Origin of the sequence: Bifidobacterium sp. SKU (assembly GCF_026016405.1) — a bacterium.
In the GTDB taxonomy this organism is placed as follows: Bacteria; Actinomycetota; Actinomycetes; order Actinomycetales; family Bifidobacteriaceae; genus Bifidobacterium; species Bifidobacterium bifidum.
In genome coordinates, this window is sequence record NZ_CP092890.1 from 1536834 (window position 1) to 1550974 (window position 14141).

Here is a 14141-nt window from a genome sequence, read left to right on the forward strand (position 1 = left end):
ATCAGTCTCGGCTGCCGAACAGTTGAAGGATGTACAGGAACATGTTCACGAAGTCGAGATACAGGTTCAGCGCGCAGATGATGGAGATCCTCTTGATCATCTCCGGCCCCTGGGCCTCATAGGCGCTGAACAGCGCACGGGTCTGCTGAGCGTCGTACAGGGTCATGCCGGCGAACAGTATCAGGCCGAAGGCGCAGATGATACGCATCCCGGTCGTGCTGCCCGGAACGAACATGAGCACGATCTGGGAGATGATCAGCACCACCAGGCCCACCATGAGGATGGGGCCGGCCTTGAGCATGTCGAATTTTGTGGTCAACGAGAACATGGTGAGCACGAAGAAGAACGCCGCGCACAGGACCAGGGCCACGCCGATGTCGGAGATGCTGTACACCAGGAAGATGGAGCTGAGAGTGAATCCCATCAGCGCCGCGTACACGTAGAACATGACACGGGCGGTCGATGCCTTGATCTTCATGATGCGGGCGCCCAGCGCCACGGCCAGCACAACCTGTACGATCGCGAATCCGAAGAAGCCGATCAGGCCGGTTGACTCGATGAAGGAGACGTATGCGCCGGTCATCTGCGCGACGACCGCGACGACGGCCGTGATGATAAGGCCGAGCGTCATCTCGCCGTATGCCCTGGTGACGGATGCCCGTTGGGCCGCCTGCACCTGTTCACGGCTGTAGATGGTCTGGGCGTTGATCGCCGCAGTGCCATTGGGCGCGTATGAATACTGTGATTGTCCGTATTGCTGCTGCCCATATGCGGGCTGCTGCTGATTGCCGCCGTAATAGGGATCGCCGTTGCCTGGCTGCTGTCCGAATGTCATGCTGGCTCCTTTGTTTGCGTATGCTTCATCGTAACGGAGAAGGCTGAACAAATCATTAATGTTCAGCCTTGAGCATCACACCCGCAACGCCTGCCTATTCGTCTATTTCAGGTCGAACGTGTGCACGACCTTCCGGGAGTCATCGATGGAGAACAGGTCGGTCACGTCGACGGTGATGGTCGACTCGTCCTTCAACACGTATCCCAGGGTCACCTTTCCCGTCGCTCCGGGCTGGATCTCCGCCGTATATGAATTCATGTCATATCCGGTCGGCTGGTTAAGATAGACGGCGGTGTCCAGGGCCTGTCCGTTCTGGAACACCTGGGGATGCGCCAGCGCGGCGAAGGAGTTGTTCTTGCCTGAATTGTTCTTCCATTCGTACGTGACCATCACCGTAGGCTTGTCTTCATAGTCGTTGCCCGATTTCGCCGCGGAGACGATCGTGACATGGAGGTTCTTGAGATCACCCTCCTGGTCCTGCTCCCCCGATGCCTTGGTCGTATCGGTGGAGTCATTGTTCGTCGGATCGTTGTTCGCGGAACCGTCGTTGGAGGAATCGTCGCCGCTCTTTTTCGCGTCGGACGACTTGCTCTGTGACGTGCCGGAACCGTTAATGGCCTCATCAATGGCCTTGCTGGCTGCGGACTGCATGGCCAGAGTGATGACGATGGCGAACACCGACAGCACCGCCGCGACGATGGAAAGTATCTTGCCCGCCTTCTTGCCGCGGAACGTCCCCACCATGGCGATGATCGCCAGCACCACGCCGATGGCGCCTAGGATGGCCGCTATATTGTTCACGATCGGGATAAAGCTGAGGACCAGCCCCAAAGCGCCAAAGACGACGCCTACGATACCGCAGATCGTGGTTCCTTTGGGGGTGCCCTGTGCGGACGTCTCCCCCTTGATACCGTGCGACATAGCATTCTCCTTCTTGATCTCGGTGAGTTATGCACCATCCACGCTATCGGAGTTCGCACGTTTGCATCAGTGGACGAACGTTCATTTCCGATTGCCCTTTCGGGCAGATAAGAATGAACCCGCGTTCGATGGCGCGGAAAGACCTGACCCCGTAGAGTGGATGCCATGAATGATTTCTCGCCCCACCCCCGCGCGGGAGGACCGCTCCCGGCGACGACGTCCGACGAGGACACCGTCGCCGTGCGCACGCGCGTATGGTGCACCGCAGTGATGATCACCGTTTCCGCGTTCATGTGCCTGGTGCAGACTTCATTCGCAGCCACCCGGTACATCAATAATCCGGTCAACGCCATGTACGTCTGGTTCATCGCGAGTTCCCTACTGGCCTTCGCGTTCCCGTTCCTGCTGCTTGCACGCGACAAGCACCCGGAACCGGTGTTCTGGATCTGCTGCGCCGTCGTATTGATCTTTCCCTATGATCCGATGCTGATGCTGATGGCGCTCACATCGCTGATCGCAAGACGCCGCGGCAGGCAGCGCATCATCCGCGCCATCGTCGCGGCGACGCTGGTCGGGGTCTGGGGGCAGATGCGCGACACGTTGCGCCCGTTCAACTCCTCGATGTGGCAATCGGCCATCTTCATCAAGCCGGATTCGGATGTCGCCTCGGGCCATGCCGTGATGCTTGCGGGGAGGCCGACCATCATAGCCACAGCCGTTGTGGTGGAGCTGATAGCCATCCTCATCGCCATTCTGGCGGGACTGTATATCCGGTCACGAGTGCAATTGGACGAGGCCGCTGCCAAGACCCAGGCCATCAGCGATTATGCGGTGAGCCTGCATCGCAATCTCACCGATCAGCAGCTGGCCGACGCCATCGCAGCCGAAGCCACGACACGCTCGCTCATTCCTTGTCCCTCATCGCCTTGAACGCCAGTGCCCTGCAGGGCGAGGCACGGGCGTTCATCCAGCTTGCCGATGCGACGAACCCACATGAGACGGGGCAGACGCTGACCCCCGAATTGCGGAATCAGGCTTCGCTTATCGAAGAGAAATCCGAGGAGATTCGACGGCAAGCCGCAGGAGCCTTGGATGAGGCGCATTCCATCATCGGCATGCTCCGTCACCCCCAACAGGCACGTCAGCAGCTCGCTCCCGCCCCGCAAACGTCAATGACACGCCCGTCATTGGACGCCCTGATCAACGATGCGCGCTCCGCCGGCATGCGCATCAACACCTGGATAGACATCCAGCAGCTCTCCGACCTCGATGAGGGCACAGGGAAAATCGCATACCGAGCCATCCAAGAGGGGCTGACCAATGCCCGCAGACACGCCGAGGGTGAGCCGGTGTCTGTGGAAGTCACGATGAACCCCGGCAACGGCATCCGCATCCACATCAGCAATCCCATGAAGCGCGGTCTCTCCGCCCCGAACGAGCGCGAGGTCCCATCCGCAACGGACGGCAACGGACTTGCCGGCCTGACGGCACGGGTGCAGACGGCCGGCGGGACATGCCGATACGGGCACGACGACCACCATGTCTTCCATCTCGACGTGGCAATGCCGTGGATCGCCTGTCAAGCCGATAGAATGAAGCCGTGAACGATTCCGAACAGCACGTCATCACCGTGAGCGTCATAGACGACGATCCGCTGGTGTGCCAGGCGATGAGTATGATTCTCCGCGATTACTCGCAGGGGCGTGTCTCTGTCGTCTCCACATCAACCGACGGAGCCACCGCCGTGCGAAACGCCGACAGCGAGCACCCGGACGTCGTTCTCATGGATGTGGCGATGCCCGGCATCGACGGCATCGAGACCACCCGTCGTCTTCGCGCGCTTCGCAATCCTCCTCACGTGCTGATCCTCACATCCTTGAACCCGTCCAACACGGTGGAACGCTCCGTGGAGGCCGGCGCCGAGGGATTCGTATCCAAGACCGACGCGCCGGAGGACATCATCCGCCGCATAGTCGGCATATGCGAGGGGACCCCGCAGTTCAATCCGGCCAGCCAGAGACAGCTCATCAATGATCTGAGCATGCAGCGGCCCCAGTCCAGGCGTGACGAGGCTCGGGCCCTGCTGGACACGCTGCCCTCCCGGGAGCGCGAAGCCGTGCTGCTCGCCGCCGAAGGCTGCACCAACGCCGAGATCGCAGGACGCATGTTCATATCGGAACGCACCGCGAAAGCGCATCTCTCCAGTGCCGCGGACAAACTCGACATGGGGCGCGTGCAGATGGCACGGCTTGTCGAACGAGCGGACCTGTAACGGCGCCGTCACGCAAGTCGCCGCCAGCGCATCCATACCGACCCGCTGGTACGCTGATGCTCAGCAGCTACCGATGAGGGGGCGTCATGGCAATCAACGCGACGGAAAAATCACTGGGCAAGGTGTTCACTCCGGACTATCAGTTGTCCATCCCATCCTTCCAGCGCGCCTATATCTGGAAACCGGAGAACATCCTGCAGCTCATCAGCGACCTTGAGGAGGCGTGCAAATCACCGGAGACGCCGTATTTCCTCGGTTCTCTGATTCTCGTGCGGGAAGGCGACACCAGCTTCTCGGTCATCGACGGCCAGCAGCGTCTGGTCTCGCTGTCAATCATCATCGCCGCGCTGCGCGACCTCGAACATGACGAGGAATGGATGCGTCTGCTGGACGCTCTGATCGTCGAGCCCGGAGACAAGCTGCGCGGCATCACCTCGCAGCCCCGGCTGACGCTCCGTGAACGCGACGCCGCATTTTTCCGCGAATACGTTCAGGAAGGCAATCTGGAGGCGCTGTTCGACATGAACGATGAGGACTGCTCCTCGAACGCGCAGCGCAACATCATCGCCAACACAAAGCAGGCATACGATGCATTGGCACAGCTTGACGAGGAGGAACGCCACCGGTTCGCATCCTATCTGGTCAATTCGGTGACCTTGGTCATCGTCACCACCGATGACCTTGATGGAGCGCATCGTATTTTCGACGTCATGAACATGCGCGGCCTCCCCCTGACGCCATCGGATGTGTTCAAGGCCCGGGCGATGTCAGGACTGCCCGCCGCCGCGGTGGACACGTACGCCTCCCGTTGGGATGACATCATGGATCCGCTGGGCGATGACGCCGCCCGCGTGGAGGAGTTCTTCCGGTATCTGCATCTCATCCTCACGCACAAGCCCGCGACGGGCAAACTGATCGAGGACTTCCTTTCCGACGTGCTGAACCAGTATCTCGCCGGTCATTCCATTGAGGCGTTCATCGACGGTGTTCTCGCCCCGTATGCCATGGCGTGGCGCATTCTTGAGCGCCCGTCGGATACCGTGCTGCCGGATGATGTCCGAGGCAGGCTGGAGGCGCTGAACGACTATCGGCATCATGAGTGGAAAGCCGTGGCGATGTGGGCGCTGACGCATTCGTTCAGGAACCTCGGCGACCCCGAGGTCTCGTTCTTCGCCCAACGTGGTTCGCATTCGGCACGGGACGGCGGCAGGACGGCCGACCCGTTGGGGTCGCATGACCGACAGCGCTTGGGTGAGATTCTGTGCGCTTTGGAACAGGTGGCCGGTGTCGATATGCTGAATCGTCGGAGTGCCATTGACCGTCGTGGGCACACCGCAGCTGCGATCCGCGATCTGGATAAGGGATTCCCTGTTCGCTTGGTACGCGGACTGTCCGTCAGCGCCGCCGACCGGGCAGGTGCCCTGATCAGGCTGCACGGCGAGTTGCAGGGAGACCCTGATCTGGTGCGTCTGCTGTTGGTTCGGGCCAACGAGCAGCGTGCCGGGGCTCGCATTCCGCGCCCGCGTGCGCTGGCGGTCGTACCGATCATGCCTCTGGATATCGCGTCGGCGGCGTCGTTCTCTTCCTGGACGGCGGACCTGCATGACTATTGGATGTATCGTCTGGGCAATATGGTGCTGATGCAAGGCAAGGAGGGGCAGGTCGACCGGCTCACGGAGTACGGGCGCCGTCGCGACCGCGTGCTGCTGCGTGCAGACTCCTGCCGTTTCCCGCTGACCAAGCAGATTGCCGACTTCAACGAATGCACGCCGGCGATGCTGGAATACCGGCAGAAGGAGACGATTCGCCTGCTTGCCGAATACTGGGACATCCGTTATGACGAGAGCCATGCCGATCTGACGAGCAAACCCCCGGAGCAGCTTTCCGGCGACGCAGGCTCCCGGCAGACGCGCGGTTCACAGCGTGTCACCATCAAGCAGGTCGTCGCCGCCGGTCTGCTGATTCCCGGCGAGACCTTGGTATGGGAGCGACCGCGCAAGGGCGAACGTTGGCTGGTGACCGTGACCCAGGAGGGACGCTTCCGTCTTGAGGACGGCTCGGAATATGCGTCGCCCACGGCCGCGGCACGCGCGGCAGGCGGTCGCAGCGCCGGATTGGATGTGTGGAAGCGTACGTCGAACGGCGAAAAACTCAGCGATATCTGGAAAGCCTACCGTCTGCGCACCCGCTAGACGCCTGGCTGCCAGTCCACGACCACGGCACTTCGACAAGTCCGCCATTCCCATATCCCTCACCCGGTCATGGTCCCACATCAGACGACATAAATGGAACTGTGGACGGATGGAAGATGATGCGTATACCGAAAAAGTCCCATCGCAGGGTATGCGGATGGGACTCTGGCTGGATAAGGGGCGCATAAAACAGCGGCAACAACCAACGGCAACGGTCCGGCAGTCAGATGTGCCGCTCGGCGGTCACTCCGTGATGCCGTATTCGGAGGCGATGACCCGCCACAGGTCCTCCGCCGCCTTATCGACATCATCATTGACGATGGTGACGTCGAATTCGTTTTCGGCGGAGAGTTCGACATGAGCGGTTTCCAGACGCTTGGCGACTTCCTCGGGAGTTTCGGTGCCGCGTCCCTTGAGCCGGCGAACGAGCTCGTCGAAGCTGGGCGGGGCGATGAACACATAGACGACTTCGAGACCGAGCTCCTTGGCACGCTGCTTGACGCGTCGGGCACCTTGCAGGTCGATCTCAAGAATGGTGGGGACGCCTTCGGCGAGGTGTTCCTGAACGGGCTTGAGGGGCGTGCCGTAGCGGGCCAGGCCGTGGACCGTGGCGGTTTCGAGAAAATCGCCGGCCTCTTCCTTGTCGGTGAACTGCTGGTCGTCGAGGAACCAGTAGTTGACACCATTGACCTCGCCGGGCCGCGGCTTGCGGGTGGTGGCGGACACGGAGACCCAGACGCCGGGATGGTTCTTACGCAGGATGTTCTCGACGGTTCCCTTGCCCACACCGGCGGGGCCGGTGAGGACGACGAGGCGCTTGCGAGGTGTGCCATCATCGTCGGGAGTGGCCGCTGGCTCGGCCGGGGTCTGCTGCAGTGATGCGGTAATGGTTCCCATACCGTCTTTCTCCTTGTCCTCGCCTTCTTTCATGGCTTCGTAGAGCGCCTGCCGGACGTCGATGGCGATGGCCTCGGTGGCTTGGGCAAGCGCGGAAATATCGGGCCCATGGGCGGCGATGAAACGGGATACGGTCACCAGAACGTTGCCCTTGGTGCCTTTGAAGACGGTTTTGAGGTCCTTGGCCTCGGCGCCCTGCCAGCCGTAGCCCGGGGAAAGGATGGGACCGGTGAATTTCGCCGGGTCGACACCGCTGTCGGCGATCCACTGGCCTATGGTGGCGCCGATGATGAGCCCGACCGAGCCCATACCGTCGATGTCGTCATTGAACTTCTGGGCAGTGCTGGCGATGCCGAACGCCACGGTTTTGCCCTTGAAGTCGCCGCTCTGGCGGATGGCCGTCTGCATGCTGGCGCCTTCCTGATTGGAGGTCAGGGAGGCGATGAAGACGCCGCGACCGTTGTTGAGGGCCTCATTGGTGAGGCCCCGCAGTGAGCGTGCGCCATAGTATGGCAGCAGGGTGATGGCGTCGGCCAGCAGAGGGGCGCCCGGCTTGAAGTATGCGTCCGCGATGGCGGAGATGGTGGTGGACAGGCCTCCATGGAGGCAGTCCACGATGGTGATGATGCCCATTTGACGAGCGGCGTAGAGCACTCGTTCGAGCGCCGCGAATCCCTTGGACCCGTAGCGCTCGAACATGGGCTCCTGGAATTTGACAGCGGCGGCGCGATCTCGCATGGCCTGAAGCATGCGCATGGAGAACAGCTCCGCGCCTTCCGCGTCGACGTTATACCCCCAGTCAGTGAGGTTTTTCCTGTGCGGGTCGATGCCGACGCACAAGGGGCCGTACTGGGCCATCGAACTGCTGAGGCGCAGTCCGAAATCCGACCGCATGGCCTTGATTTCTTCCTCACTGCTGGCGTGTGTCATGATTGCTCCTGGCCTAACTTATTCCTGGCTCTCCAACTCGAACAGCTGCTTGGCGTGCTCCTGGATGCTCATGATCTGGTAATCGTTGTGCTTGACGGCTTCGATGGCCATCAGCACGGCGGAGAACTCGGTCATGGTGGTGAACTGGGGCAGGTCGGCCGCGATGGCCGCAGCGCGGATGGAATATCCGTCGGAACGCGATCCCCGGGAATTCGGCGTGTTGAGGATCATGTCGATCTTGCCTTCTTCGATGAGCTCGACCACGTTCTTTCCGATGCCACCGACGGCGTGCTCGACCTTGACGGCCGCATCCGGGTCGGAGTCGACGCGGGTGCTGATCTTGTCGACGATCTTCGAGTCGATGCCGTAACGGCGCAGCACGGACGCGGTGCCCTCCGTGGCCCAGATGGAGAATCCGAGCTCGACCAGACGGACGGCCATCAGCGGCAGCTGCCGCTTGTCGGTGTCGTTGACGGAGATGAAGACGTTGCCGCTGGTAGGCAGTCCGCCGTCGTATGCGGCGAGCTGGCTCTTGGCGAAGGCGTGCGGGAAGTCACGGTCGAAGCCCATGACCTCGCCGGTGGAGCGCATCTCGGGTCCGAGCAGGATGTCGACGGTCTTGCCGACGGGCGTGCGGAAGCGCTTGAACGGCAGCACGGACTCCTTGATGGCGACCTGCTGGCCACGGTGGATGTCACCGCCGTCGCCCTTGGGCAACAGCAGGCCGTTGGCCCGCTGATCGGCGATGGTCTCCCCCGCCATGATGCGGGCGGCCGCCTTGGCCAGGGCCACGCCGGTAGCCTTGGATGCGAACGGCACGGTGCGGGAGGCACGCGGGTTGGCTTCGATGACGTACAGCGTGTTGGCCATGAAGGCGTACTGCACGTTGATCAGGCCCTTGACACCGCAGCCCTTGGAGATGGCGTAGGTGCCTTCGCGAAGGCGACGGATCTGGTCGTCGGACAGCGTGCTCGGCGGCAGCGTGCATGCGGCGTCGCCGGAGTGCACGCCGGCCTCTTCGATGTGCTCCATGATGCCGCCGATGTACAGCTCTTCGCCGTCGAACAGGGCATCCACGTCGATTTCGATGGCGTCCTGCAGGAACTTGTCGATGAGCAGCGGGGAGGGCAGGCGTCCGGACACGACCGTGTCGGCCTTGGCCTCGTCGAGCGCACGGTTGACGTACTTGGTCAACTGGGCGTCGTCGTAGACGATTTCCATGCCGCGTCCGCCGAGGACGTAACTGGGGCGCACGAGCACCGGATAGCCGATGTTGTGGGCGGCCTCGCGGGCCTCTTCAAGCGACAGCGCGGTGCCGTAGCGCGGCGCGTTCATGTGCTCGCGACGCAGCACCTCACCGAACAGCTCGCGGTTCTCGGCCAGGTCGATGGACTCCGGGGTGGTGCCCAGGATCGGCACGCCGGCGGCCTTGAGTCGCGCGGCCAGCGACAGCGGCGTCTGGCCGCCGAGCTGGACGATGACGCCCTTGACCGGGCCCATCTTCTTCTCGGCCTCATAGATCTCCAGCACGTCCTCGAAGGTGAGCGGCTCGAAGTACAGCCGGTTCGACATGTCGTAGTCGGTGGAGACGGTCTCGGGGTTGCAGTTGACCATGATCGTGTCATAGTCCTTGCCGAGCTCCTGCACCGCGTGCACGCAGGTGTAGTCGAACTCGATGCCCTGACCGATGCGGTTCGGGCCGGAGCCGAGGATGATGACAGCCTCGCGATCGCGCTTGCGCAGCTCGGTCTCGTCGGCGTAGCAGGAGTAGTAGTACGGCGTGACCGCGTCGAACTCGGCGGCGCAGGTGTCGACGGTCTTGTAGACCGGGCGCAGGCCGTAGGTCCAGCGCAGCTCGCGAATCGTGTTCTCGCCCTCGTCACCGAGATTGCGCAGGTGGGCGATTTGCAGGTCGGACAGGCCGGCGAGCTTCGCCTTCTTCAGCAGCTTGGCGGTGAGTTTCTCGGCGTCACGCACTTCCATCGCGGTCTGGTTGATGAGGGCCAGCTGCTTGACGAACCACGGGTCGATCTTGGTGGCGTCGAAGATCTGCCGTTCGGTGGCGCCGCCCCACAGAGCGCGCTGAATCTGCAGATAGCGGTGCTCGGTCGGCACGGTGATGGCCTTGAGCAGTTCGGCGACCTCGGCTTCGTCCGGCTTGTCACCATCCCAGCTGAAGCCCATGTGGCGCTTGTCGATGGAGCGCATGGCCTTGCCCAGCGACTCCTGGAAGTTGCCGCCGAGTGCCATGGCCTCGCCGACGGACTTCATCGACGTGGTCAGACGCGGGTCGGCGCCGGGGAACTTCTCGAACGCGAAGCGCGGCACCTTGGTGACCACGTAGTCGATGGTCGGCTCGAAGGAGGCCGGCGTGGACTGGGTGATGTCGTTGCGGATCTCGTCGAGGGTGTAGCCGAGCGCCAGCTTGGTGGCGATCTTGGCGATCGGGAAGCCGGTGGCCTTGGATGCCAGGGCGGAGGAACGGCTCACGCGCGGGTTCATCTCGATGACGATGATGCGACCGGTGTCGGGGTGCACGGCGAACTGGATGTTGCAGCCGCCCGTGTCGACGCCCACGCCGCGGATGATGGCGATGCCGATGTCACGCAGCTTCTGGTATTCGCGATCGGTCAGGGTGAAGCAGGGGGCCACGGTGATGGAGTCACCGGTGTGCACGCCGACCGGGTCGACGTTCTCGATCGGGCAGACGACCACGACGTTGTCGTTGCGGTCGCGCATCAGTTCGAGCTCGAATTCCTTCCAGCCTTCGATGCCCTCCTCCAGCAGTACCTCGTCGGTCGGCGAGTAATGCAGGCCGGCGCCGGCGATGCGGTGCAGCTCCTCCTCGTCGTGCGCGATGCCGGAGCCGAGGCCTCCCATGGTGAAGCTCGGGCGCACCACCAACGGGTATCCGAGTTCGGCGGCGACGGCGTCCACTTCCTTCATGGAGTGGGCAACTTCGGAGCGCGCGGATTCGGCACCCGCCTCGTCGACGACCTTCTTGAACAGCTCGCGGTCCTCGCCGCGGTCGATGGCGTCAAGGGAGGCGCCGATCAGCTCGACGTTGTACTTCTTGAGCACACCGGCCTCGCCGAGCGCCATCGCGGCGTTCAGTGCAGTCTGGCCACCCAAGGTGGGCAGCAGGGCGTCGGGGCGTTCCTTGGCGATGATCTGCTCAAGGATGGGCGTGGCGATCGGCTCGATGTAGGTGGCGTCGGCCATCTCCGGGTCGGTCATGATCGTGGCCGGGTTGGAGTTCACGAGGATGACGCGGATGCCCTCTTCGCGCAGCACGCGGCACGCCTGGGTGCCGGAGTAGTCGAACTCGGCCGCCTGCCCGATCACGATCGGGCCGGAGCCGATGACCATCACTGACTTGATGTCGGTGCGTTTAGGCATTGCGGTTTTCCTCCTTGGACGTCTTCATCAGATCGACGAAACGGTCAAACAGATATGCGGCGTCGTGCGGGCCGGCCGCCGCCTCGGGATGGTACTGCACGGAGAACGCGGGGATGTCCACGCACTGCAGGCCTTCGACCACGTCGTCGTTCAGATCGATGTGGCTGACGAACACCTTGCCGAAGTGCCCGTTGTCGAACGGGGCGTCGACGGTCTCGCCGATAGGCGCGTCAACCGCGAAGCCGTGATTGTGCGCGGTGACCTCCACCTTGCCGGTGGTCAGGTCCTTGACGGGCTGGTTGATGCCGCGATGGCCGAACTTGAGCTTGTAGGTGCCGAAGCCGAGTGCGCGGCCGAGCAGCTGATTGCCGAAGCAGATGCCGAAGAACGGGTAGCCGGCGTCCAGGACCTTGCGCAGCAGCTCGACCTCGGGGTCGGCCTGCTCCGGGTCGCCGGGGCCGTTGGAGAAGAACACGCCGTCCGGGTTCAGCGCGGTGAGTTCCTCGAAAGTGATGGTGGACGGCACGACGTGCACGCGGCAGCCGCGCTCGGCCATGCGATGCGGGGTCATGCCCTTGACTCCGAGATCCACGGCGGCGACGGTGTAGAGCGGCTCCTTGCCCTCGTACTCGCCACACGGCTCGACCGTATACGTCTCTTTGGTGCTGACCTCGTCGTACAGGCTCAGACCCTTCATCTGCGGGGTGACCTTGACCTCGTCGATGAGCGCGGCGACGGTCTTCAGGCGCCCTGCGTCGTCGAGCAGCGCGTCACCGGAGAAGATTCCGGCACGCATGACGCCCGCGGAGCGCAGATGGCGCACCAGCTTGCGGGTGTCGATGTGGCTGATGCCGACGATGTGCTCGGCGACGAGATCGTCGTCAAGGCTGCCCGTGGCCCGCCAGTTGCTGACGGTGGGGCTGGGATCGCGAACCACGTATCCGGCCACCCAGATACGGGAGGATTCCGGATCCTCCCGGTTGATTCCCGTGTCCCCGATGTGCGGGAACGTCTGCACCACGATCTGCCGATCGTAACTGGGATCGGTCAAAGTCTCCTGATAACCGGTCATGCCGGTCGCGAACACGATCTCGCCAGTGGTCTTGCCGATCGCGCCGTAAGAGTCACCCACATACACTTGCCCGTCCTCAAGTACAAGCACGGCGTCATCAGGGGCAAAACTCACGGTTTCGGAATCAATCTGGTTCACCAAAACCCCCTTATTTTCTCAGGATATTCGTACCAACCTTAACTGTCGGCGGGGACGCGCCCCACCGGCAATTCGGCTGGTTTCTCATCATTTACTTGTGGACTCGCCGTCCTGCTGGCCGGCTTGTGGATCGGCCGTCTGCTCGGATGCAGCTTCGGCAACGTCATCGGATACATCGTCGAACGTCATGTCGTCGAAATCGACGCCGTCGGCGATGTCATCGTCCTCGGACGCTTCGGAATCGCCGGTTTCGGCTTCCGCATGCGACGCTTCGCCGGCAGGCTCACCAGGCTCATGACCGTCGTCGCTCGACTGTGCGTCGGGCTCGTCGTTTTCGGGGTGGAGAATGGCCTCGCGTCCTTCGGTGTCATCGCAAATCGCGCTGAGCAGGCCGTGGATGAACGCCGGGGAGTCGCCGTCGCTCAACGTCTTGGCCAGGCCGAGCGCCTCGTCGATGGCCACGCGATCGGGCACGTCGTCGTTGAAGATGATCTCCCATGCGGCGATGCGCAGGATATTGCGATCCACGACGGCCATGCGGCGAACCTTCCACCCGGTGGAATGCTCGTTGAGCATGTAGTCGATCTCACGCCGGTGATCGGCGACGCCGCGCACGATCTCGATGGCGTAGTCGGGAAGCGGGGTCTGCGCACCAGGCTCTTCGATGCGCTCAGCAAGAAGGGACAGGAAATCCTGTCCCTTCTCGTCCGCCTCATACAACGTGTTCAGAGCCCTTTTGCGAGCGGTGGAACGTGCCATGGAAGCCTGTTGTCCTTACTCTCAGTTCTCGCGGCCGAGGTAGGAGCCGTCGCGGGTGTCGACCTTGACCTTCTCGCCTTCGCCCACGAACAGCGGAACCTGGATCTCGGCGCCGGTCTCGACGGTGGCGGGCTTAGTGCCGGCGTTGGAGCGGTTGCCCTGCAGGCCGGGCTCGGTGTGGGTGATGGTCAGGATCACGGAGGCCGGCAGTTCGACGCTCAGCGGGGTGCCGTCGTGGAACGACACGACGCAGTCGGTGCCTTCCAGCAGGAACTTGGCCTGATCGCCGACGAGGGTCTTGGGGATGTAGACCTGATCGTAGGTGGTCATGTCCATGAAGACGAAGTTGTCGCCGTCCTCGTAGGAGTACTGCAGGTTGCGGTTGTCAACGGTCTCGAACTCCATCTTCATGCCCGCGTTGAAGGTCTTGTCGACGATCTTGCCGCTCAGCACGTTCTTGATGGTGGTGCGCACGAAAGCTGGGCCCTTGCCCGGCTTGACGTGCTGGAACTTCGTGACGGTCCACAGCTGGCCGTCCAGGTTCAGGACGGATCCGTTCTTGATGTCATTGGTAGTCTGTGCCACAGTAACTCACCTTTTCATGTTTTCAATTTCGGCAAAGCTCAAAAATAGCCTTGTCTATTATGCCATACCGTCTATACAGCGCGTCGCGGCCGAACAATCCCCCAATGGCATCTTCCGGCTGCATCAGCTGTTCCTCATGCA

At 62.4% G+C, this 14141-nt stretch carries 9 protein-coding genes and 2 pseudogenes; 3 read left to right on the forward strand and 8 right to left on the reverse strand.

The annotated features are described in order from the left end of the window. Position 1 precedes the first annotated feature (1 nt). Together MMB49_RS06600 and MMB49_RS06605 are read right to left on the reverse strand one after the other, a co-directional pair. Complete coding sequence (locus MMB49_RS06600) at positions 2 to 835, reverse strand: Bax inhibitor-1/YccA family protein (protein ID WP_047270608.1); 834 nt, start codon at positions 833 to 835, stop codon at positions 2 to 4. A gap of 102 nt (positions 836 to 937) precedes the next feature. Further along, entirely contained in the window at positions 938 to 1756 is an 819-nt protein-coding gene (locus MMB49_RS06605) for a DUF5067 domain-containing protein (protein ID WP_047270610.1), read from the reverse strand. Between the two features lie 165 nt (positions 1757 to 1921). Between MMB49_RS06605 and MMB49_RS09530 the strand changes: the two are divergent. The 3 genes and pseudogenes from MMB49_RS09530 to MMB49_RS06625 all read left to right on the forward strand — a co-directional run bounded on the left by MMB49_RS09530 (position 1922) and on the right by MMB49_RS06625 (position 6220). Then, positions 1922 to 3360, forward strand: a pseudogene (locus MMB49_RS09530) (sensor histidine kinase). Then, positions 3357 to 4028: a response regulator transcription factor gene (locus MMB49_RS06620; RefSeq protein WP_003813814.1), complete on the forward strand. Its 672-nt coding sequence runs from the start codon at positions 3357 to 3359 to the stop codon at positions 4026 to 4028. The pseudogene MMB49_RS09530 and the gene MMB49_RS06620 overlap by 4 nt, the downstream one beginning before the upstream one ends. Before the next feature lie 86 nt (positions 4029 to 4114). Further along, positions 4115 to 6220, forward strand: a complete 2106-nt coding sequence (locus MMB49_RS06625; protein WP_047270612.1) for a DUF262 domain-containing protein — start codon at positions 4115 to 4117, stop codon at positions 6218 to 6220. Positions 6221 to 6463: 243 nt separating this feature from the next. On the opposite strand, the gene gmk is transcribed toward MMB49_RS06625, so the two are convergent. The 6 genes and pseudogenes from gmk to efp all read right to left on the reverse strand — a co-directional run bounded on the left by gmk (position 6464) and on the right by efp (position 14000). After that, positions 6464 to 7117 carry a guanylate kinase gene (gene gmk / locus MMB49_RS06630; RefSeq protein ID WP_162098250.1) on the reverse strand — a complete coding sequence of 218 codons (654 nt, stop codon included), beginning with the start codon at positions 7115 to 7117 and terminating at the stop codon, positions 6464 to 6466. A 9-nt stretch (positions 7118 to 7126) separates the two neighbouring features. Further along, positions 7127 to 8047, reverse strand: a pseudogene (gene pyrF / locus MMB49_RS06635) (orotidine-5'-phosphate decarboxylase); the annotation flags it as partial. 18 nt (positions 8048 to 8065) lie between these two features. Beyond that, positions 8066 to 11446 (reverse strand): carbamoyl-phosphate synthase large subunit, encoded by a 3381-nt coding sequence (gene carB / locus MMB49_RS06640; RefSeq protein ID WP_003813818.1) that lies wholly within the window; start codon positions 11444 to 11446, stop codon positions 8066 to 8068. Further along, positions 11439 to 12656: a glutamine-hydrolyzing carbamoyl-phosphate synthase small subunit gene (gene carA / locus MMB49_RS06645; protein WP_047270919.1), complete on the reverse strand. Its 1218-nt coding sequence runs from the start codon at positions 12654 to 12656 to the stop codon at positions 11439 to 11441. Before carA ends, carB begins: the two co-directional genes overlap by 8 nt. 87 nt (positions 12657 to 12743) lie before the next feature. After that, the gene (gene nusB / locus MMB49_RS06650; RefSeq protein WP_047270615.1) at positions 12744 to 13415 is read right to left on the reverse strand and encodes a transcription antitermination factor NusB; all 672 of its coding nucleotides are present in this window, start codon (positions 13413 to 13415) and stop codon (positions 12744 to 12746) included. A 21-nt stretch (positions 13416 to 13436) separates the two neighbouring features. Next, on the reverse strand, positions 13437 to 14000 hold the full coding sequence (gene efp / locus MMB49_RS06655; RefSeq protein WP_003813823.1) for an elongation factor P: 564 nt from the start codon (positions 13998 to 14000) through the stop codon (positions 13437 to 13439). Between the last annotated feature and the right edge of the window lie 141 nt (positions 14001 to 14141).